The organism is Mesorhizobium sp. M0077 (assembly GCF_040322955.1).
In the GTDB taxonomy this organism is placed as follows: Bacteria; Pseudomonadota; Alphaproteobacteria; order Rhizobiales; family Rhizobiaceae; genus Mesorhizobium.
This window is the reverse complement of the sequence record NZ_JAMYUL010000001.1, coordinates 103922-123276: the sequence shown is the minus strand read 5'-3', so window position 1 is coordinate 123276 and position 19355 is coordinate 103922. Positions and strand designations below refer to the sequence as shown.

The 19355-nt window shown below is 63.2% G+C and carries 19 protein-coding genes; 8 read left to right on the top strand and 11 right to left on the bottom strand.

The window, feature by feature from the left end; translation table 11 throughout:
• Positions 1-8: 8 nt before the first annotated feature.
• A complete protein-coding gene (locus tag NKJ57_RS00555) occupies positions 9-461 on the top strand; it encodes a baeRF12 domain-containing protein (protein ID WP_023686586.1) in 453 nt (150 codons plus the stop codon).
• A 184-nt stretch (positions 462-645) separates the two neighbouring features.
• Positions 646-2457 (top strand): cation:proton antiporter domain-containing protein, encoded by a 1812-nt coding sequence (locus NKJ57_RS00550; protein WP_352510270.1) that lies wholly within the window; start codon positions 646-648, stop codon positions 2455-2457.
• Here the strand turns inward: NKJ57_RS00550 and NKJ57_RS00545 are convergent, their stop codons facing one another.
• Positions 2458-3267 carry an AraC family transcriptional regulator gene (locus tag NKJ57_RS00545; protein ID WP_352510268.1) on the bottom strand — a complete coding sequence of 270 codons (810 nt, stop codon included), beginning with the start codon at positions 3265-3267 and terminating at the stop codon, positions 2458-2460.
• 111 nt (positions 3268-3378) lie between these two features.
• Here NKJ57_RS00545 and NKJ57_RS00540 point away from each other — a divergent pair, with 111 nt between their 5' ends.
• Entirely contained in the window at positions 3379-4299 is a 921-nt protein-coding gene (locus NKJ57_RS00540; RefSeq protein WP_352510267.1) for a zinc-binding dehydrogenase, read from the top strand.
• 15 nt (positions 4300-4314) lie between these two features.
• Here the strand turns inward: NKJ57_RS00540 and NKJ57_RS00535 are convergent, their stop codons facing one another.
• The 9 genes from NKJ57_RS00535 to NKJ57_RS00495 form a co-directional block, all read right to left on the bottom strand.
• Positions 4315-5067: an SDR family NAD(P)-dependent oxidoreductase gene (locus tag NKJ57_RS00535; RefSeq protein ID WP_023669777.1), complete on the bottom strand. Its 753-nt coding sequence runs from the start codon at positions 5065-5067 to the stop codon at positions 4315-4317.
• A 130-nt stretch (positions 5068-5197) separates the two neighbouring features.
• Entirely contained in the window at positions 5198-7474 is a 2277-nt protein-coding gene (locus tag NKJ57_RS00530) for a transglycosylase domain-containing protein (RefSeq protein ID WP_352510266.1), read from the bottom strand.
• Positions 7475-7657: 183 nt separating this feature from the next.
• Complete coding sequence (locus NKJ57_RS00525; RefSeq protein WP_023669779.1) at positions 7658-8068, bottom strand: type II toxin-antitoxin system HicB family antitoxin; 411 nt, start codon at positions 8066-8068, stop codon at positions 7658-7660.
• Positions 8069-8131: 63 nt separating this feature from the next.
• Positions 8132-8314 carry a type II toxin-antitoxin system HicA family toxin gene (locus NKJ57_RS00520; protein WP_023669780.1) on the bottom strand — a complete coding sequence of 61 codons (183 nt, stop codon included), beginning with the start codon at positions 8312-8314 and terminating at the stop codon, positions 8132-8134.
• A 143-nt stretch (positions 8315-8457) separates the two neighbouring features.
• The gene (locus NKJ57_RS00515; protein WP_023683048.1) at positions 8458-8604 is read right to left on the bottom strand and encodes a hypothetical protein; all 147 of its coding nucleotides are present in this window, start codon (positions 8602-8604) and stop codon (positions 8458-8460) included.
• A 25-nt stretch (positions 8605-8629) separates the two neighbouring features.
• The gene (locus NKJ57_RS00510; protein WP_023683047.1) at positions 8630-8884 is read right to left on the bottom strand and encodes a GlsB/YeaQ/YmgE family stress response membrane protein; all 255 of its coding nucleotides are present in this window, start codon (positions 8882-8884) and stop codon (positions 8630-8632) included.
• Between the two features lie 105 nt (positions 8885-8989).
• Complete coding sequence (locus tag NKJ57_RS00505; protein WP_023683046.1) at positions 8990-9196, bottom strand: hypothetical protein; 207 nt, start codon at positions 9194-9196, stop codon at positions 8990-8992.
• Positions 9197-9276: 80 nt separating this feature from the next.
• Positions 9277-9897: a ribonuclease D gene (locus NKJ57_RS00500; RefSeq protein WP_023698188.1), complete on the bottom strand. Its 621-nt coding sequence runs from the start codon at positions 9895-9897 to the stop codon at positions 9277-9279.
• Positions 9898-9974: 77 nt separating this feature from the next.
• On the bottom strand, positions 9975-11360 hold the full coding sequence (locus tag NKJ57_RS00495; RefSeq protein WP_023686593.1) for a M20/M25/M40 family metallo-hydrolase: 1386 nt from the start codon (positions 11358-11360) through the stop codon (positions 9975-9977).
• 444 nt (positions 11361-11804) lie between these two features.
• Here NKJ57_RS00495 and polA point away from each other — a divergent pair, with 444 nt between their 5' ends.
• Together polA and NKJ57_RS00485 are read left to right on the top strand one after the other, a co-directional pair.
• Positions 11805-14732 carry a DNA polymerase I gene (polA, locus tag NKJ57_RS00490; protein WP_023744079.1) on the top strand — a complete coding sequence of 976 codons (2928 nt, stop codon included), beginning with the start codon at positions 11805-11807 and terminating at the stop codon, positions 14730-14732.
• A 7-nt stretch (positions 14733-14739) separates the two neighbouring features.
• Positions 14740-15228: a macro domain-containing protein gene (locus tag NKJ57_RS00485; RefSeq protein ID WP_023728547.1), complete on the top strand. Its 489-nt coding sequence runs from the start codon at positions 14740-14742 to the stop codon at positions 15226-15228.
• 8 nt (positions 15229-15236) lie between these two features.
• Here the strand turns inward: NKJ57_RS00485 and NKJ57_RS00480 are convergent, their stop codons facing one another.
• Positions 15237-15641 carry a Fur family transcriptional regulator gene (locus NKJ57_RS00480; RefSeq protein ID WP_023669789.1) on the bottom strand — a complete coding sequence of 135 codons (405 nt, stop codon included), beginning with the start codon at positions 15639-15641 and terminating at the stop codon, positions 15237-15239.
• Between the two features lie 295 nt (positions 15642-15936).
• On the opposite strand from NKJ57_RS00480, the gene NKJ57_RS00475 reads away from it, so the two are divergent.
• The 3 genes from NKJ57_RS00475 (at position 15937) to NKJ57_RS00465 (ending at position 19348) form a co-directional block, all read left to right on the top strand.
• The gene (locus tag NKJ57_RS00475; RefSeq protein ID WP_023704223.1) at positions 15937-18156 is read left to right on the top strand and encodes a caspase family protein; all 2220 of its coding nucleotides are present in this window, start codon (positions 15937-15939) and stop codon (positions 18154-18156) included.
• Positions 18157-18257: 101 nt separating this feature from the next.
• Complete coding sequence (locus tag NKJ57_RS00470) at positions 18258-18638, top strand: hypothetical protein (RefSeq protein WP_245261352.1); 381 nt, start codon at positions 18258-18260, stop codon at positions 18636-18638.
• Positions 18635-19348: a DUF4760 domain-containing protein gene (locus tag NKJ57_RS00465; protein WP_023700125.1), complete on the top strand. Its 714-nt coding sequence runs from the start codon at positions 18635-18637 to the stop codon at positions 19346-19348. The genes NKJ57_RS00470 and NKJ57_RS00465 overlap by 4 nt, the downstream gene beginning before the upstream one ends.
• Positions 19349-19355: the final 7 nt, after the last annotated feature.

Genomic DNA, 19355 nt, shown 5'->3' with positions numbered 1-19355 from the left:
GCCCGCAAATGAGCAAGATCAACCTGAAACATGGCCTTCTGGTCATGGTGGCCGATGGCGAGAAAGCGCTGTTCCTGAAGAACGAGGGCGACAATCTCTATCCGCACCTGCAGCTCTTCCAAGAGATGAACCAGGACAATCCGGCAACGCGCGAACAAGGCAGCGACAGTCCCGGCCGCTACAATGACGGCCCCTCCGTGCATCGCAGCGCGGTTGAGGAAACCGACTGGCACCGGCAGGGCAAGGAACGCTTTGCCGAAGAGATCGCGGACCGGCTCTACAAGCTCGCCCATCACGGCATCTTCGACGACATCGTGCTGGTCGCGCCACCGCTGGTGCTCGGCACCATGCGCAAGAAATTGCACAAGGAAGTCACCGACAAGGTGCAGGCGGAGATCCCAAAGACACTGACCAACCGCCCGCTGATCGACATCGAGGCAATGCTGCAGCAGGCAGCCTGACGCTATCTCATAGATCATTCGCGCGCGCAGCGTTTTCGCTGCGCGCGCCTTTCGTTTTTCGGCGCCTCTGGCCACCAATTTACGTCTCGCGGGTTGCGTCGCCCGCACCCCCTCCACCATATTGCAAAGGCGGCGGCTGCGGGCGGCGCACACCCGACATTTCCCGAAAGGCGCTCCATAGACAATGCCGCATGACACGCCCCTTATCGCCACCATCGTCGCCGGTCTGGGGCTGGCATTCATCTTCGGGGCGCTCGCCAACCGTTTTCGCATCCCGCCGCTGGTCGGCTATCTCGTCGCCGGCGTGCTGGTCGGACCGAACACGCCGGGTTTCGTCGCCGATGCCGGCCTTGCCAATGAGTTGGCCGAAATCGGCGTCATCCTGCTCATGTTCGGCGTCGGCCTGCATTTCTCGCTGAAGGACCTTCTCTCCGTCCGCGCCATCGCCGTACCCGGCGCCATCGTCCAGATCGGCTTTGCCACCGCGCTCGGCGCCGGCCTTGCCTGGATGCTCGGCTGGTCGATGGGCGCCGGCCTCGTCTTCGGCCTGGCGCTTTCCGTCGCGTCCACAGTGGTGCTGTTGCGCGCGTTGCAGGAGCGACGGCTGATCGAGACCGAGCGCGGCCGCATCGCCGTCGGCTGGCTGATCGTCGAGGACCTCGCCATGGTGCTGGCGCTGGTGCTTTTGCCGGCGTTGGCCGGCGTGCTCGGCGGCCAGCCGCAGGTCGATGACCATGCGAGCCTTTTGTCGCTGCCGGCCAGCTACGGCATCTGGGGCGTCGTCGGCCTCACGCTCGCCAAGGTCGCCGCCTTCGTCATCGTCATGCTGGTGGTCGGCCGCCGGGTCATTCCGTGGATCCTGCATTACGTCGCCCATACCGGCTCGCGCGAACTGTTCCGGCTGGCGGTGCTGGCGATCGCGCTCGGCGTCGCATTCGGCGCCGCCAAACTGTTCGGCGTCTCGCTGGCGCTCGGTGCCTTCTTCGCCGGCATGATCATGAGCGAATCCGAGCTCAGCCACCGCGCGGCGGAGGAATCACTGCCGCTGCGCGACGCCTTCTCGGTGCTGTTCTTCGTCTCGGTCGGCATGCTGTTCGATCCGTTCAGCCTGATGAGCAATGGCTGGCCGATCCTGGCGACGCTGGCCATCATCGTCATCGGCAAGTCGCTGGCCGCCTTCGTTATCGTCATCGCCTTCCGCTATCCGCTGGGAACCGCCTTGATGATCTCGGCCAGCCTCGCGCAGATCGGCGAATTCTCCTTCATCCTGGCGGAGCTCGGCGTCGGGCTGAAGCTGTTGCCGCAACAGGGACGCGACCTGATCCTGGCAGGCGCCATCCTGTCGATCCTGGTCAATCCGCTGATGTTCCTCGCCCTCGACTGGATGAAGCCATGGCTGGACGCGCGCGCCGCCAAGGCAGCACCACCGGAAGAGGCCAAGCCGGTCGGCCCGGCGACGCAGCCCGGACAAGTGGCCTCGGTGGCCGCCGCGGCAAAAGAGGATGGCCCACCGCCACGCACAACGCTTTCGGGCCACACCATCCTGATCGGCTACGGCCGCGTCGGCAGCCTGGTCGGCGCGGCGCTGAAACAGGCATCGCTACCGTTCCTGGTCATCGAGGACGCCGACAAGACGCTGGCGAGGCTCAGAGACGACGGCGTCGAAATCGTCTCCGGCAATGCGGCCAGTGCGGGCGTGTTTGCCGCCGCCAATCCGCACGGGGCCAAACGCTTGATCCTTGCCATCCCCAACGCGTTCGAGGCCGGGCAGATCGTGCTCAGGGCACGCGCCGCCAATCCCGGCATCAACGTCATCGCACGCGCCCATTCCGACGCCGAGGTCGAGCATCTCAAGGGGCTCGGCGCCGACACCGTCATCATGGGCGAACGCGAGATCGCCCGCGGTATCGTGCAAGAAGTGCTGGAGCAAAAGCCGATGCGCGCCCCGAAGCCATTGAGCCCTCCCCGGCCTGAGGCTTGCCCACAGGCGCGTTGATCACGCCACGAAGGCGGAGCCGCCATTGTGCGCGACGCTGGCGAGATACTTTGCCGGCGGCTTGCCGAGCGCTTTCTTGAACATGGTGATGAAGGCGGTGACGGAGCCGTAGCCGAGATCACCCGAAACCCGCTGGACACTCGCACCGGAGGCCAGCTCCCGTATGGCGACGATCAGGTGCAATTGCTGGCGCCAGCGGCCGAAGCTCAGTCCGGTCTCCTTCACCACAAGGCGAGCGAGACTGCTTTCTGACAGCGCGACGCGGTTGGCCCACTCGGCAAGCGTGCTGCGGTCGGCAGGGTCTTGCGCCAACGCTTCGGCGATCCGCCGCAAGTGCGGCTCGGCGGAGATCGGCAGATGCAGCTGCTGGACCGGCATGCGCGGCAGTTCGGAGAGCAGGATCGTGGTCAGCAGCACGTCCCTCGCCTCATCCTCCTCCACGCGATCGGCCAGCTCAACGATCAGTTCGCGCAGCAGCGGCGAGATCGACAGCGTGCAGCACCGGTCCGGCAGATCGGCGGCTCCCGGCTCGATATAGACGAAGAAAATCCGCGCATTGGCCGTCGCGATATTGCTGTGTTCCATGCCACCGGGAATCCACACCCCGCAATGCGGCGGCACCATCCACAGACCGCTGGGCACGCGGCAGGTGACGCCACCGCCGAGCGCGAAGACGAGCTGGCCCTTCCGATGCCAATGGGTCGCCACTTCCGCTTTGGTTTCGGTGACATCGACGCGAACCGCAATTGCAGGAGCGATCACATCATCGACGTCGAAATTGACCCACGGGTAGCGGAGAGGCTGTCTCATGATTGACGGCTTTTAGCGACTATTCGCCATGATAGCTAAATTCTTTGATCCGGGAAGTCGATAGGCTCTGGTTCGTGGCTGGCATTTCACAAACCGGCAGGAAGCCTTCCCATGCGCGCCCTCGTCATCTCTCCCGACAGCCCCACCGGACTGACGTTTGCCGAGGCCAACGAACCTCAACCCCTCGCCAACGAAGCGCTTGTCTGCGTCCACGCAACCTCGTTGAACCGCGGCGAACTGCGCCTGCTCACCATACGCCCAAAAGGCTGGATACCCGGCCAGGACATCGCAGGGATTGTCGAACGGGCGGCAGCCGATGGCTCCGGGCCTGCCGTCGGCGCCCGGGTTGTGGCTTTGGTCGACGAGGCCGGCTGGGCCGAACGGGCGGCCGTTCCGACCGACCGTCTCGCCGTCATCCCGGACGATGTCAGCTTCGGGTCCGCCGCCACGCTTCCGGTCGCGGGCACGACGGCTCTCAGGGTCTTGCGCCATGGCGGCGACCTCGCGGGACAGCAGGTGTTGATCACCGGCGCCAGCGGCGCGGTCGGCCGTTTCCAGATCCAGATCGCCCGCGAGCAAGGCGCCGCGGTGACTGCAATCGCCGCCGCCCGGCACGCCGAGGATCTCCGCGGTCTTGGTGCTCACGAAGTCGCCGAGTCGATCGAACTGGCCGAAGGGCCATTCTCTCTGATCACCGAGTCGGTCGGCGGCCAAAGCCTCGCCCATGCCATCGAACGCGTCGCCCCCGGCGGCACCATCGTCATGTTCGGTTCGAGCAGCGGCGAACTCACGCCGGTTGGCTTCAGACAGTTCGTTCCGGGCCATGAGGGAGCGAGGCTTCAGACTTTCGCCTACTACACATCCGGTCCAGCAATTGGCGCGGACATCGCCTCGCTGCTCGCTCTGGTCGCGGCTGGCCGGCTGGAAACCCGTGTGTCCATGACCGTGCCGTGGACAGACATCACCCAGGCCCTGGACGCCCTGCGCCAGCGCAGCTTCAGCGGCAAGGCTGTTCTCACCATCGCCGGATGAGCAGTCTGTCAGTGCTCAGACGTGCTGGCCGCCATTGATGTGGATTTCCGAGCCCGTCACATAGGACGCCTGCTGCGAGCACAGGAAGAAGATGATGTCGGCGACTTCCGAGGTGGCGCCAAGGCGCCTGAGTGGGATCGTCTCGACGATCTTGTCGGTGCCCGGCGACAGGATCGCGGTGTCGATCTCGCCCGGCGCAATCGCATTGACGCGGATACCGTGCGGGCCGAAATCATGCGCCATCTCGCGCGTCAGCGAACCGAGCGCCGCCTTCGAGGTCGCATAGGCGGTGCCGGCGAAAGGATGCACGCGCGTGCCGGCGATCGAGGTGACGTTGACGATCGAACCTTTTGCTGCCGCAAGCTCCTTGAAGAGACCACGCGCGAGCATGATCGGCGCGAAGAAATTCACCTGGAACACATCGCGCCAGACATGCATCGGCGTGTCGATCGAATCCATGCGGCTGTTGCCGTCCTTGAGCTTCGGCGAAATGCCGGCATTGTTGACCAGCGCGTGCAATTGCCCGCCATGCGCTTCCAGCCGGTGACGTATCTCCGAGACGGCGATGCCGACATCTTCCTGGTCGGCGAGATCGACCTTGATGTGGTCCTCTGGGCCGGCCGGCCACGGGCAATCCTCGGCAAAAGCCTGGCGCGAACAGGTGATGACCCGCCAGCCCTCACGCGAAAAGCGCTTGACCGTGGCATGGCCGATGCCGCGGCTGGCTCCGGTCAGCACGATGGTTTTTCTGGTGTCGGTCTCAGCCATGTCTGTCACTCCGGCCGGAGATGTAGCCGAATGCCGCGAAGGTGGCGAGAGGCCGAATTGTCACCGCAGCTCTCATATGAGGAACGGATTGCCAGCTCGCATTTGGTTCGAAGCTAGAATGACGAGCCGCTCAGCCGCCGCCGAGAATATCCAGGATTGAGGTTTTCCGCTTCTTGGTCGGGCCGCCGACGCTGCCCGGCGGTACCGGATGCTTGATCGAGGCCGTGGTGCCGCCGTCGCCCGGCATGTCGAAGCCGTCGGCATCGACGGTTTCGGCCGGACGGCGGACCGGTGCTTGTGCGGGTACAGCAGCAGGTGCCGGCGCGGCAGCAGGCTCAGAACGGCTGACGGCCACGGCAGGCAACGGCGCCGCCTGATTGTTATCGACTGACGGAATATCGTCGGGCACGATGGTGTCGGGCGGCGTCGATTTCCAGGTCCCGGGCAGCGGCCTGACCGGCACGCCTTCATGCGCCGCCACCATGAATTCGTGCCAGGCCTGTGCCGGCAGCGCGCCACCGGTGACCTTCTTCATCGGCGTGCCGTCATCATTGCCGAACCATACGCCGGTGGTGAGGTTTGCGGTGTAACCGACGAACCAGGCGTCGCGCGAATTCTGGCTGGTTCCGGTCTTGCCGGCAGACGGCCAGGCGAAGGCCGCCTTCTTCGCCGTGCCGATCTCGACCGTGCCGGTCATCATCGAGTTCATCATGCCGACAATGTTCTGCTTGACGACGCGCGGCGCGCTGCCGCCATTGTCGTCATAGAGCACCTTGCCTTCGGTCGTGGTGATGCGGCGGATGAAATGGATGTCGGGCTTGTAGCCGCCATTGGCGAACGGCACATAGGCCGATGTCAGCTCCAGCGGCGTCACTTCCGAGGTGCCGAGCGCGATCGAGGTGTTGGCGATCAGATCGGATTGGATGCCCATGCGATGCGCCGCCTCGACCACCGCGTCGGGGCCGACCTCCATGGTTAGCTGTGCCGCGACGGAATTCAGCGACTTCGCCAAAGCGGTCGCCAACGTCACCTTGCCGAAATACTTGCCGCCGTAATTGTCCGGTGTCCACTTGCCGATCTTGATCGGTGCGTCGTTGCGCACGCTGTCGGGCGTGCGACCAGCTTCCAGCGCGGCCATATAGACGAACGGCTTGAAGGCCGAGCCCGGTTGACGGCGTGCTTCGGAGGCGCGGTCGAACTGGCTGGTCGAATAGTCGTAGCCGCCGACCATGGCGCGCACGGCGCCGGAATTGTCGATCGAGACCAGCGCGCCCTGGCTGACATTGAGCTTCTTGCCGCTCTCGTCGATCAGCCGGCGGATCGACTCTTCGGCGAGCTTCTGCAGGTTGAGGTCGACGGTGGTGTCGACGACGATGTCGCTGCGCACGTCGCCGATCAAATCGGGCAGCTCTTCCATGATGGTGTCGGCGACGTAGTTTTCCGAACCGGTCCAGTAGGATGGCGCGCGCGTTGCCGGCGCGCTCATCGCCGAGGCCAGTTCCTTGGCGCTGATCTTGCCTTCGTCGCGCATGGCGGCGAGCACCAGCTGCGAACGCTCCTCCGCCGCCTTCGGATCCCGCGCCGGCGACAGTCGCGACGGCGCCTTCAAGAGGCCGGCGAGAAGGGCCGCCTCCGACAGAGTGACGTCGCGCGCGCTCTTGCCGAAATAGCGGCGCGAGGCCGCCTCGACGCCATAGGCGCCGGAGCCGAAATAGACCCGGTTGAGGTACATTTCGAGGATCTGGTCCTTGGTATGCTTGTGCTCCAGCCACAGCGCCAGCAGCACTTCCTGCACCTTGCGCTCCAGCGTGCGGTCGGGCTTCAGGAACAGGTTCTTGGCCAGTTGCTGGGTCAGCGTCGAGCCGCCCTGCGAGAAACGCCGGCCCAGAACATTGGTCACCATGGCGCGTGACAGGCCGATCGGGTCGATGCCGAAATGCGAATAGAAGCGGCGGTCCTCGATGGCGATGACGGCTTCCGGAATGTAGGGCGACATTTCGTGCAGGCCGACCGCCTCGCCGCCGCTCATGCCGCGGTTGGCAAGCAGTTGCCCGTCGACCGAGACGATCTTGATGTTGGGCGCACGGTCGGGGATCGACCAGGTGGTCGCCGCCGGCATCTTGGCGCCGTAATAGACGACGATGCCGGCCACCGCGATGCCGCCCCAGATGCAGAGCACGAAGCACCAGTAGAACATCCGGGCCATCACGCCGAACAGCCCGCGCCGGGGTTTGCCGCGCTTGCCGCGTGACGATGATTTTGCCTTGGAGGTTTTGCGCGCCGAAGATGATTTGCGATTGGCCGGCACGACCCGATCCTCCTCGTTCACCGAAAAACCGGCCGCGGATTTCGCCTTTGGCGATCCCTCGAAGCTGGGTTCGACGCGACTGTCTCTGCGGTTCGCCATGCGTTGCGCTGTCTTCCCGGTATCAATGGCGCTCGGGTTGGAGGGTAGATGCGGCGGTTTAAGGGCGCGTTAAAGCAGGGTTTATGCACCCTTCTGAAATTCCTTAAGAATTTCTAAAATCCGCTGCCGCTGGCTAACAGGCGTCGGCAACGCGGTACTTTGGCGGGTGCCCGAGATCACTGTTCAAACAGTTTGACGGATCTTGTCTCGCAACGCGGCGGCGACAAAGGCCGATCGGGTGACCCCCAACCGATTGGCTGTTTCGTCAGCCTCGGCGAGCAAACCGGCATCCAACGAGATATTGGCCCGGGCCGGACGGCCGGCATCTCGGATCAAGGGCACGGACATCAAGATAGCGCCAGCGGCGAGCGCTGCTCGAACCTCAGCATCTTCTAAAAGCGCCTCGACTTTGCGAGGAGTGGGGATTTTACGGCCGTCCGCGATTTCTTCAGCCACCCATTCGGCCAACGCGGCCATAGCGTCCTTTACAGCCTCGTCCCGGCTTTCCGACTGCGCGACGCAGCCAGGAGCATCGGGAAACGAGACGCCGACAAAGCCGTCGGCAGCATCCACGAGTGCGACATAGCGAGACATATCTAACAGCTTTCCTTATTCCGACTTTATGTCCATTAGGCTTCGGAACGCGATGAGGTCGGTTTATTCCCAGCCTGCCGCCTTGGCTATAGACCGAGCTACCAACGGCGTCAGAGTCTTGTGGCGAGGAACCATGATCGTCGGCATGCCGTCTTTTTTGTACTTGTCATGCTTCGTGCCGCCGACGTTCTTCCAGCCTTCCCTCTCGAGCCGGGCCTTGACTTTGGCGGTGTTGGTTTCGTTCATTTCTCGGCTCAAATCTATGTGCAAATTTTTGCACATAGTGGAAACGAAAGTCAATCACGATGTGCAAATATTTGCACAAGGAAACTCCCAATCGCCGTAAAATGCCTGGATGACAAATCAGCGCCACCCGCAGGCGGACATCATCAATTCTGCTGGATCGAAATGCCTTTGTCGTCGATCTTCAGCTCCACGCCCTTTGGCTTGGTCTGCTCGTGATAGACATAGATACCTAGCGCAATGACCACGACCAAGAGCGCGCCGATGAGGAGATAGAGGGTGTTCTGTTTCATGGCGCGCTCCGTTTCGTATCGAGCGTCACGCTCGCTTCAAGACCTTGACCAGCACCAGCAGGATGACAGCGCCGATCGTGGCGTTGATGATGGCAGCCAGAATGCCGCCGCCGATTGCGAAGCCCAGCCTTGGAAACAGCCAGCCGGCGATCAGGGCGCCGATAATGCCGACGACGATGTTGCCGATGAGGCCGAAGCCGAAGCCCGAGACGATGAGGCCGGCGAGCCAGCCGGCAATGGCGCCGATTATGATGAAGATGAGAAGGCTTTCGATGCCCATGACGCGTTCCTCCAGGAAGAGAGGCTACGGAGCGGAAGGCCCCGAATCGGCCTCGATATCAACGACTTCAGGCTATGCGAAAGCAGTTGCACCCGCCAGCGGCGCTCATTGATCGTCGTCATCGTCGCTGGAGACTGGCCGCCAGCTGGTCGGGTCGACCTTTTTCTGGGTATCGCTGTCGGTGTAGACCCACCAGGCGCCGTCGCGATATTGCCCGACGGATTCGCTGACGACGCCGGCGCCGTCCTTCCACAGAACAGTGACCTTGGATCCATCCGTCGGGGCGGTCGCTATCGGTTTGCGGTCTGCCACGTCATCCCCCTCATTGAGTCGACAGAACGCCACGACGCGTGTCTGGTTGCAAGGCTGCCGGAAGCGTTATCCGAAGGCCATCAGCTGTGGGCAAAAATATCCTCTTCGTCCCAACCCATCAAATCGAGCTTGGCACGCGTCGGCAGGAAGCGGAAGCAGGCGTCGGCTTCCTTGGTGCGCCCGTCCCGCGCCAGGCGTCCAGCCAGCACCTCGCGCAGACGGTGCAGATAGAGAACGTCGGAAGCGGCATATTCGAGCTGTTCGGGCGACAGGGTCTCGGCCGCCCAGTCCGACGATTGCTGCGCCTTCGACAGGCCGACGCCAAGCAGTTCGAAGCAGATGTCCTTCAAGCCGTGCCGGTCGGTATAGGTGCGGGTCAGCCGCGAGGCGATCTTGGTGCAGAACACCGGCTCCGGCATGACGCCGAAGGCATTGTACAGCACGGCGAGGTCGAAACGGCCGTAGTGGAACAGTTTCGATATGCCGCGGTTGCGGAGCAGGCTGACGAGGTTCGGCGCTTTCTTCTGGCCGGGCGCGATCTGGATCACGTCGGCCGAGCCATCGCCGGGCGAGATCTGCACCACGCAAAGCCGGTCGCGGTGCGGGTTCAACCCCAGCGTCTCGGTATCGATGGCCACCGCGTCGACATTGTAGTGGGCGAGGTCGGGCAGATCGTTCTTGTGGAAGCGGATGTCGGGCATAGTTGTCTCCGGATCGCGGCGTAACTCGTCCTCGCCGCGATCCGCTGAAAAATCAACAAGAAAACTTCCCAGCCTCCTCAGCGCGTCAGCGCATCGAGAATGCGCGCCCAGGAGCGCTGGCCCTTGTGGAAGGAGGTCAGCTCGTATTTCTCGTTGGGCGAGTGGATGCGGTCGTCGTCGAGCCCGAACCCGACCAGCAGCGATTCCATGCCGAGATAGGTCTGGAAGTCGCCGACCACCGGTATCGAGCCTCCGCTGCCGGTCGTCACCGCTGGCTTCGGCCATTCATCCGACAGCGCAGTCTTGGCCTTGGCCAGGAATGGCGAGTCGTAGGAAAGCTGAATTGCCGGCCCGCCGCCATGCGGGTGGAATTCGACCGAACAGTCCCTGGGAATGCGCGCCTTGACGAATTCCCGGAACGCGGCGCGGATCTTCTCGGGGTCCTGCTTGTGGACGAGGCGGAAGGAGATTTTCGACGACGCTTCCGCCGCGATCACCGTCTTGAACCCCTTGCCGGTGTAGCCGCCGATGATGCCGTTGAACTCGGCCGTCGGCCGCGCCCAGGTCAGTTCCATCACCGAGCGGCCTTTTTCGCCCGACGGGATCGAGAGGCCGATCGGTCCGAGGAAGGTTTCGGCGGTCTCGCCCAGAGTTTCCCATGATTTCAGGATCTGCGACGGCGTTTCCTCGACCCCGTCATAGAAGCCGGGAATGGTGATGTGGCCGTTCTCGTCATGGATGTCGGCGAGGATTTTCGCCAGGATGCGGATCGGGTTGGCGGCGGCGCCGCCATAGAGGCCCGAATGCAGGTCGCGATCGGCGGCCTTGACGGTGACCTCCTCGCCGACCATTCCGCGCAGCGAAACGCAGATCGACGGCGTTTCGCGGTCCCACATGCCGGTGTCGCAGACCAGAGCGAAATCGGCCTTGAGCTCATCGGCATTGGCCTCGAGGAACGGCTTCAGCGACGGCGAACCGGACTCCTCCTCGCCCTCGAACAGGATGGTGATGCGGCAGGGCAGATTGCCATGCACCTGCTTCCAGGCGCGGCAGGCCTCGACGAAGGTCATCAGCTGCCCCTTGTCGTCGGCCGAGCCACGGCCGGTGATTACCTTGTGACCGGGCTCGATCTCCTTGACCGCCGGCGCAAACGGGTCGTTCTCCCAAAGCTCGATCGGATCGACCGGCTGCACGTCGTAATGGCCATAAAACAGCACATGCGGCGAACCGGCGGGGCCTTCATGGTGCGCAACCACCATCGGGTGTCCCGGCGTGTCGCGCACCGAAGCGTCGAAGCCGATCAGCTTGAGGTCCGCCACCAGCCATTCGGCGGCCTTGCGGCAGTCGGCGGCATAGTCTGAATCGGTGGAGATCGACTTGATGCGGAGCAGGCCGAACAGGCGCTCCAGGCTCTGGTCGAGATTTTTGTCGAGACGGTCGAGGACGGAGGAAATGGTGGACATTACTGCGGGCCTTTCTTTTCGGTGCCGGGACCGTAAAGGCAGCGCATCAAAACGAAAAGCCCGCGATCGTTGGACCACGGACCGTAAACACTTGTCAGAAGGCAAAAAAGAACCGCCGTGGTGGAGGGGAACCACGGCGGTCTTTTACTCGAAACGATGCGGCAGCCCGGAGAGGGGGGATAGGCTGCCGCAATTGTCCGGGATAGGCGGGGGACGGGCCTTGCTCCGGACTCGGCGAAAACTGCCGATGACCTTTATTTGTGTCTCGGATCGTGGCGTTTCAAGGGCACAAAAATTACACTTTTGTAACATAGCCGTGAGCGCCGAGGCAAACAGCAGCAGGACCTATCGGCAGGCAGGCTCTGTCAGCATGTCGCCGCAACACCTGTTGGAAGCCCGCCTTTGCCATGGACCGCGCCGTCCTGCCGCGCTATCCCTGCCGGCATGAAAAAAGGCGACCATCTCTTCCTTATCGACGGCTCCGGCTACATCTTTCGCGCCTATCATGCGCTGCCGCCGCTGACCCGCAAATCCGATGGGCTGCCGGTCGGCGCGGTCTCCGGCTTCTGCAACATGTTGTGGAAGCTGATGCAGGACGCCCGCAACACCGATGTAGGCATCGTGCCGACGCATTTAGCGGTCATTTTCGATTATTCGTCGAAAACCTTCCGCAATGATCTTTACCCGGAATACAAGGCCAACCGCAACGCACCGCCCGAAGACCTGATCCCGCAATTCGGTCTGATCCGCCAGGCAACCGTGGCCTTCAACCTGCCTTGCATCGAGATCGAAGGCTACGAGGCCGACGACCTCATCGCCACTTATGCCAGGCTGGCGTGCGAGGCCGGCGGCGACACCACTATCATCTCCTCTGACAAGGATCTGATGCAGCTGGTCGGACCCACGGTCGGCATGTACGACCCGATGAAGGACCGCCAGATCGGCATCCCCGAAGTCATCGAGAAATGGGGCGTGCCGCCGGAAAAGATGATAGACCTGCAGGCGCTGACCGGCGACTCCGTCGACAATGTGCCGGGCGTACCCGGCATCGGGCCGAAAACGGCGGCGCAGCTTCTGGAACAGTTCGGCGACCTTGACGGGCTGCTCGCCCGGGCCAGCGAGATCAAGCAGGACAAGAGGCGCGAATCCATCATCGCCAATGCCGACAAGGCGCGCATATCGCGCCAGCTGGTGACGCTGAAGAACGACGTGCCGGTGACCGACGGGCTCGACGATTTCGTGCTGCATGCGCCGGATGGGCCGAAGCTGATCGGCTTTCTCAAAACCATGGAATTCACCTCGCTGACCCGGCGCGTTGCTGAAGCGACCAGCACCGAAGCCGGCGATGTGCAGGCTGTCGCCGTCACCGTCGAGCGCGCCGACACCGCGCACGGCCCCGATGTCGGTTCCGGCATAGCGGCGCCTGCGGCAACACAGGATGAAGCCAAAACCGAAACCGCCAGGGCCGGCGACGCCCCTTCGCTGCTTGCCGCACTTCGCCTGGAAACGGCCGCTGCGGCCAAAATCGATCCCGCCGCCTATGTCGCCATCCGCGACACGGCGACGCTCAAGACCTGGCTGGCCCAAGCCAAGGAGACCGGGATCGTCGCCTTCGACACCGAAACCACGTCTTCCGATCCGATGCTGGCCGACCTCATCGGTTTCTCCCTGGCGATCGGCCCCGGCCGCGCCGCCTATGTGCCGCTCGCCCACAAGAGCGGCGCCGGCGACCTGCTCGGCGGCGGCACGCTGGAGAACCAGATTCCGGTCCGCGAGGCGCTGGCGCTGCTGAAGCCGCTGCTGGAAGACAAATCGGTGCTCAAGATCGCCCAGGACGCCAAATACGACATCGTCGTCATGAGCCGCCACGGCATCGATATCGCACCCTTCGACGACACGATGTTGATTTCCTATGTGCTCGACGCCGGCACCGGCCACCACACTTTGTCCTCGATTGCCGACAAATGGCTCGGCCATGCCACGACGCCGCTCAAGGACCTCGCCGGTTCCGGCAGAAGCTCGGTCGGGTTCGAGCAGGTCGACATCGACCGGGCGACCGCCTACGCCGCCGGCCATGCCGACGTAGCGCTGCGGCTATGGCAGGTGCTGAAGCCGCGGCTGGCCGCCAAGGGCCTTGTCTCGGTCTATGAGCGGCTGGAGCGTCCGCTGGTGCCGGTTCTGGCGCGTATGGAGCAGCGCGGCATCTCGGTCGACCGCCAGATTCTGTCGCGGCTCTCCGGCGAGCTGGCGCAAGGCGCGGCACGGCTGGAAGAGGAAATCTACGGCCTTGTCGGCGAGCGCATCAACATCGGGTCGCCAAAGCAACTCGGCGACATCCTGTTCGGCCGCATGGGCCTGCCCGGCGGCTCCAAGACCAAGACCGGGCAATGGTCGACCTCCGCGCAGCTTCTGGAAGACCTCGCCGCCGAAGGCCACGAACTGCCGCGCAAGATCGTCGACTGGCGTCAGCTGACCAAGCTGAAATCGACCTACACCGACGCGCTGCCCGGTTTCATCCATCCCGACACCAGGCGCGTGCACACATCTTATGCGCTGGCCGCAACGACGACGGGCCGGCTGTCCTCCTCCGATCCCAATCTGCAGAACATCCCGGTGCGCACCGCGGAGGGACGCAAGATCAGGACGGCCTTCATCGCCGACAAGGGCCAGAAACTGGTCTCGGCCGACTACAGCCAGATCGAACTGCGCGTGCTTGCCCACGTCGCCGAGATCCCGCAGTTGAAGCAGGCCTTCGCCGATGGCGCCGACATCCACGCCATCACCGCCTCGGAAATGTTCAACGTGCCGGTCGAAGGCATGCCGTCCGAAGTGCGCCGCCGCGCCAAGGCGATCAATTTCGGCATCATCTACGGCATCTCGGCCTTTGGGCTCGCCAACCAGCTGTCGATCCCGCGCGAGGAGGCCGGCGCCTACATCAAGAAGTATTTCGAGCGTTTCCCCGGCATCCGCGACTATATCGAGGCAACAAAGGCCTATGCGCGCGAACATGGCTTCGTCGAAACCATCTTCGGCCGCCGCATCCACTATCCTGAGATCCGGTCGTCAAACCCGTCGATCCGTGCCTTCAACGAGCGCGCCTCGATCAACGCCAGGCTGCAAGGCACCGCTGCCGATATCATCCGCCGCGCCATGGTGCATATGGACGAGGCGCTGGAAAAGGCCGGCCTGTCCGCCCGCATGCTCTTGCAGGTGCATGACGAATTGATCTTCGAGACGGTTGAAGCGGAAGTCGAGGCGACGATCCCCGTGGTGCGCAGGGTGATGGAGAACGCGCCGATGCCGGCCATCTCGATGTCGGTGCCGCTGCATGTCGATGCGCGGGCGGCGAACAACTGGGACGAGGCGCATTGAAGGTGCGATGATTGTCTTTGTCACGGGAGACCTGCTGGCCGCCAAGGAAAGCTATATCGCTCAAGGCGTGGCAGAGGGCAATCAAGAGGGCCTTGGCACCGGACTTGCGCTGAAGATTTCGAAAAAGTGGCCGAATGTGCAGGCTGCGTTCAAGAAATATGCTCGGACCGGCAGGTTTATTGGCGGTCATATCTGGACATTGGAGCCAGACGGCAATCGGCCGGGCTTCATTTATCTGGCAACCCAGCCAGATATGTATCACGCCACGCTTCCCTATTTACGGAAAGCAGTTCGCGGGCTTGTGAAATGGGCCGACAAAAACCGGGTAGAATCCATCGCCTTGCCAAAAATCGGGTCTGGCCTTGGCAAATTATCTTGGCTCGACGAGGTGAAACCCCTGCTTATGGAGCAGCTAACACCTGGGCCTACGCGGTACGTCGTCTATGAGACATTCTTGAACGAATTCGAGAATAGCGCACCGCCTCGGCTCAAGTAGGAAGCAAGCTAAGCCGCCTCAGCCAGGCACTTGGCACACGTCCCTCGAAACTCGATCACCGCCTTCTTCGCAGCAAACCCGGTCGAGCGCACCCATTCGTCCAGCCGATGGTCGACGTCATGGTCGGACATCTCCATCACCTGCCCGCATGTGTCGCAGATAGCGAAGGCTGTCATCGAATGCGTATGGTCGTGCGGTTCGGCGCAGGCGACGAAGGAGTTGAGGCTTTCCAACCGGTGCACGAAGCCTGACTTCACCAGGCTGTCGAGCGCCCGGTAAACCTGTAGCGGCGCGCGGAAACCGCGCTCGCGCAGCTGGTCGAGAAGCGTATAGGCGCTGAGCGGTCCGCTGGCGGCCTCGAGCTTTTCGAGCACGCTCAGCTGATTCTTCGTCAGCACATCCCTTGCCGCCATGATCCCGTTTTCCGATCGTTTAGAGCATGATGCCGAAAAGTGTGGAGCGGTTCTCGGACGACATCACGTTCCATCTGTTTGACCCAGCGCCGCTCGCAAATCATTTCTGCCATGCGACGGTCTCAATTCTCTTGAGATAGCGATGAAGCAGGCTTTTTGCCACTGTTTCCGTTATCGCCATCGACACCATGACCACCACCGCCGATTGACGGCACCGACCACATTCAAAATACTGACAAAATTCGCGACGAAAGGTGCCGCACTTGCAAATTCGATCGGGCTTGGGGAAGCAATTATGATCAAACTGACACGACGGACGCTGCTCGTCGGCACGTCGGCGCTTGTGGCTGCCGGTACGGTTTCGTTCCGCGCTCTCGCCGCCTCGCGCACCTATCACGCGCTGCTGGTTGCCTGCACCGACTATCCGAACCTGCCGCAGAAGAACTGGCTGATCGGGCCGAAGAACGATGCCGGCCTGGTGCGCGACTATCTCCTGAAGAACACGCCCGATCCGGTGAAGTTCTCGGCCGAGAATGTGATCCTGCTCGCCAAGGACGTCGAAGGCGCCAACGGCCCGCCGACGCATGCGGCGATCAAGGCCGCCCTTGCCGACCTCGCCGGCAAGGTGCAACGCGACGATTTCGTCTATCTGCATCTGTCGGGCCACGGCGCCCAGCAGCCGCAAGCCAAGGCCGGTGACGAGACCGACGGCCTCGACGAGATTTTCCTGCCGTCCGATATCGACAAATGGATCAACCGCGAAGAGGGCGTGCCGAACGCGCTGGTCGACAACGAGGTCGGCGCCGCACTCGACGCCATCCGCGACAAGGGCGCCTTTGTCTGGGTGGTGTTCGACTGCTGCCATTCGGGCACCGCGACGCGCGCCGCGGAAGTCGATGACGAACTGGAGCGCAAGGTCGAGTTCGCCGACCTCGTCGGCGGCGACAACGCGGCGAGAGCAGCGGCGGTGAAGGCCTATGACGACATCTCGGCAAGCGCATCGCGCGGTTTCGACGAGAATGGCGGCCGCAAGCCGGCCTTCAACCTGACGCCGACCGGCGCAGAGCCGATCGCCAGGGGCAAGCTGGTCGCCTTCTATGCCGCGCAGACGGTCGAGACGACGCCGGAAATGCCGCTGCCCAAGGGCACGCCCGACGCGCCGCGCTTCGGCCTGTTCACCTTCACCATCCTGTCGAAATTGGCCGAGAACCCCAACGTCACCTATCGCCAGCTCGGCCAGGCCGTGCTGCAGCAATATTCGGCCGACGGCCGCACAAGGCCGACGCCCCTGTTCGAGGGCGAACTGGACGCCCGCGTGTTCGGCACCGACAAGACCGACGCCGTCATGCAATGGCCGATTGCCGTCAAGGACGGCGATGTCGCGATCGGCGCCGGGCTGCTGCAGGGTCTGACCCCCGGCAGCAAGCTCGCCATTTTGCCTTCGGCGCTGTCGAAGCTCTCCGACGCCGTCGGCTATCTCGAAGTGAAATTGGCAAAAAACCTCGAAAGCCAGCTCGCACCGGTCGAATTCGACGGCAAGCCGGCGCTTGCGCCGACGGCGGTGCCCGCCGGCGCCTATGCGCGCGTTGCCGAACTCGCAGTCGACTACAAGCTGCTGGTGGCAAAGCCGGCGCCGACCGCAGGGCTCGATAAAGAAACCGAGCTGGTCAATTCGGTTCTGGACGAATTGGTGGCGAAGCCGAAGTCCGGCTTCCACATCGCGCTGGTCGAGCCCGGCAAGAGCGCCGATCTGCGGCTTGCGGTGCTGCGCGAAAAATCCATGGACGGCGCTGCCGCCAACGCCAGCGACGAACCGGCGCTGTGGTTCCTGCCGGCGTCCGGCGACATCAGCTTGAAGGACGGCAGCAAGCCGCCGCGCATCGTCATCCATCAGGATGGCCGCGACAAGCTTGCGGAAAACACAGCCAAGAACCTGACCACGATCTTCCGCGCCACCGGCCTGTCGCGGCTCGCCGCGGCGTCCGACTACCGGCCGGACGAGGTCAGCGTCCAGTTCCTGATCAAGCGCCAGGACAGCGATGTGCTGGAGCCGATCGAATCCTCGACGGTGCCGCGCGTTTCGCCGGGCGATCAGGTACACATTGCGGCCAAGAACGGGTCCGACGAGTTCGTCGACATCAACGTGCTCTACATCGGCAGCGACTATTCGATCACCCATATCGTCGCCGAGCGGCTGGCGCCGATCAACCAGCAGGCCGATCAGGGCCTGAAGGAAGGGCTGCTCGCCTTCACCGACACCAGCTTCGGCATGGAGCGCATGATTGCCGTGCTGACCGAGGCGCCGCCGCAGAGCGAGAAAGAGGATCTGAGCTTTCTTGCCCAGGAAGGCGTGCGCGCCGTGACGCGTGCCGCATCGGGAACGCCTGGTTTTTCCGACATGCTGGCCGACATCGGCATGGCGCCGGCGACGCGCTCGGTGATGCGGCTTGCCGACAAGAGCGGTCCCAAAGGCGCGGTGATGATCTTCCCGATGGAGACGGTGCCCCGCGCCTGACCTGACATCGCTTCGCCGGCTCTTGCCGGCGTGATATATGAACATTCCCGGCTCGCGACACTTCTATGCGCCGCGGCTGAATGCAACAGATGAGGACATCAGTGACTATCCCCGTGCTCTCCTGGCGTGCAGCGACGGCCGGCCTTGCCGGAAGCCTGTTGCTGGTTGCCAGCGCCTCGGCGGACGAGAATTGCGGCCTGTGCGCCAAGCAGATCGTCACCAACTCCGAGCTCGCCACCTGCTTTCTCGACCAGTACGACCAGATCGCCAAGACCGGCAACACGGCCGTTGTCGTCGATCTCTCCAGCTGCGCCTCGCGCGGCGTGGTCGAGCCCTTGCCGTCACCCAGCAAGGCGGCTGCCGAACCGGACGTGCAGTTCATGATTTCGCGCACGCAGCTCGATTGCCTGAAAAAGAAGCTGGAGACACCCGGCATCGTGCTCGATCCCACCGCCATTATCCGACTGGACAGCTGCGGATGAAAAAGCCGGGGGGCACTGCAACGCAAAAATCGCCAGCCACATCGGCGCCGGCACCGGCCAAGAAGCCGGCGACCTTGCCCGAAACCACCGAAGGCTTTCCGTGGCCGAGCAGTCACGAGATCAAGAAGGAAGCCAACCCGTTCACCGACCGCGACTGGCGCATGCTGATCTATGCCTGGTCGGGTCTCGCCGTGCGCCTGGCGATCGTCTTCACCTTGGGCTTCTCGGTCTTCCAGTTTCTGGCAAACCAGGAACAGAAGCGCGTCGAGCAGACGATGTCGCTGGTCGAGCTTTGGGAAAGCAAGGATTTTCAGCAGGCGCAGCGCGCGCTCAAGGAGCGCCTCTCGTCGCTCAACGCCAAATACGACAATCTGCTCAGCGCCACGCCGTCGCCGACCGAGGAACGGGTCTTCCGGCAACGCATTGGCATTGAGGCGATGACTGCCGGCGGCGGCACCATGCCGATCGCCGATTTCAACGACAATTTTGATCGCATCGTCTATTTCCTCAATCGTCTCTCCATCTGCGTTGAGGGCAAGCTCTGTTCGCGCGATGTCGCCGATGCCTATTTCCGCGACTATGCGGTGTCGTTCTGGAGCTATTTTGCCGGCTACATCGAAAAAGAGCGCAAGGCCGGTTCCGCCAGTTATGCCCAGGCGATCGAGAATTATGTGCGTCACGGGTCGGCGCCGCCCGCCGACTCCAAATAGCGGCGCA

Bases quoted from the DNA above. Each gene is read 5' to 3' on its own strand.
- NKJ57_RS00555 (WP_023686586.1), top strand. From the start codon at position 9: ATGAGCAAGATCAACCTGAAACATGGCCTTCTGGTCATGGTGGCCGAT.
- NKJ57_RS00550 (WP_352510270.1), top strand. From the start codon at position 646: ATGCCGCATGACACGCCCCTTATCGCCACCATCGTCGCCGGTCTGGGG.
- NKJ57_RS00545 (WP_352510268.1), bottom strand. From the start codon at position 3,267: ATGAGACAGCCTCTCCGCTACCCGTGGGTCAATTTCGACGTCGATGAT.
- NKJ57_RS00540 (WP_352510267.1), top strand. From the start codon at position 3,379: ATGCGCGCCCTCGTCATCTCTCCCGACAGCCCCACCGGACTGACGTTT.
- NKJ57_RS00535 (WP_023669777.1), bottom strand. From the start codon at position 5,067: ATGGCTGAGACCGACACCAGAAAAACCATCGTGCTGACCGGAGCCAGC.
- NKJ57_RS00530 (WP_352510266.1), bottom strand. From the start codon at position 7,474: ATGGCGAACCGCAGAGACAGTCGCGTCGAACCCAGCTTCGAGGGATCG.
- NKJ57_RS00525 (WP_023669779.1), bottom strand. From the start codon at position 8,068: ATGTCTCGCTATGTCGCACTCGTGGATGCTGCCGACGGCTTTGTCGGC.
- NKJ57_RS00520 (WP_023669780.1), bottom strand. From the start codon at position 8,314: ATGAACGAAACCAACACCGCCAAAGTCAAGGCCCGGCTCGAGAGGGAA.
- NKJ57_RS00515 (WP_023683048.1), bottom strand. From the start codon at position 8,604: ATGAAACAGAACACCCTCTATCTCCTCATCGGCGCGCTCTTGGTCGTG.
- NKJ57_RS00510 (WP_023683047.1), bottom strand. From the start codon at position 8,884: ATGGGCATCGAAAGCCTTCTCATCTTCATCATAATCGGCGCCATTGCC.
- NKJ57_RS00500 (WP_023698188.1), bottom strand. From the start codon at position 9,897: ATGCCCGACATCCGCTTCCACAAGAACGATCTGCCCGACCTCGCCCAC.
- NKJ57_RS00495 (WP_023686593.1), bottom strand. From the start codon at position 11,360: ATGTCCACCATTTCCTCCGTCCTCGACCGTCTCGACAAAAATCTCGAC.
- polA (WP_023744079.1), top strand. From the start codon at position 11,805: ATGAAAAAAGGCGACCATCTCTTCCTTATCGACGGCTCCGGCTACATC.
- NKJ57_RS00485 (WP_023728547.1), top strand. From the start codon at position 14,740: ATGATTGTCTTTGTCACGGGAGACCTGCTGGCCGCCAAGGAAAGCTAT.
- NKJ57_RS00480 (WP_023669789.1), bottom strand. From the start codon at position 15,641: ATGGCGGCAAGGGATGTGCTGACGAAGAATCAGCTGAGCGTGCTCGAA.
- NKJ57_RS00475 (WP_023704223.1), top strand. From the start codon at position 15,937: ATGATCAAACTGACACGACGGACGCTGCTCGTCGGCACGTCGGCGCTT.
- NKJ57_RS00465 (WP_023700125.1), top strand. From the start codon at position 18,635: ATGAAAAAGCCGGGGGGCACTGCAACGCAAAAATCGCCAGCCACATCG.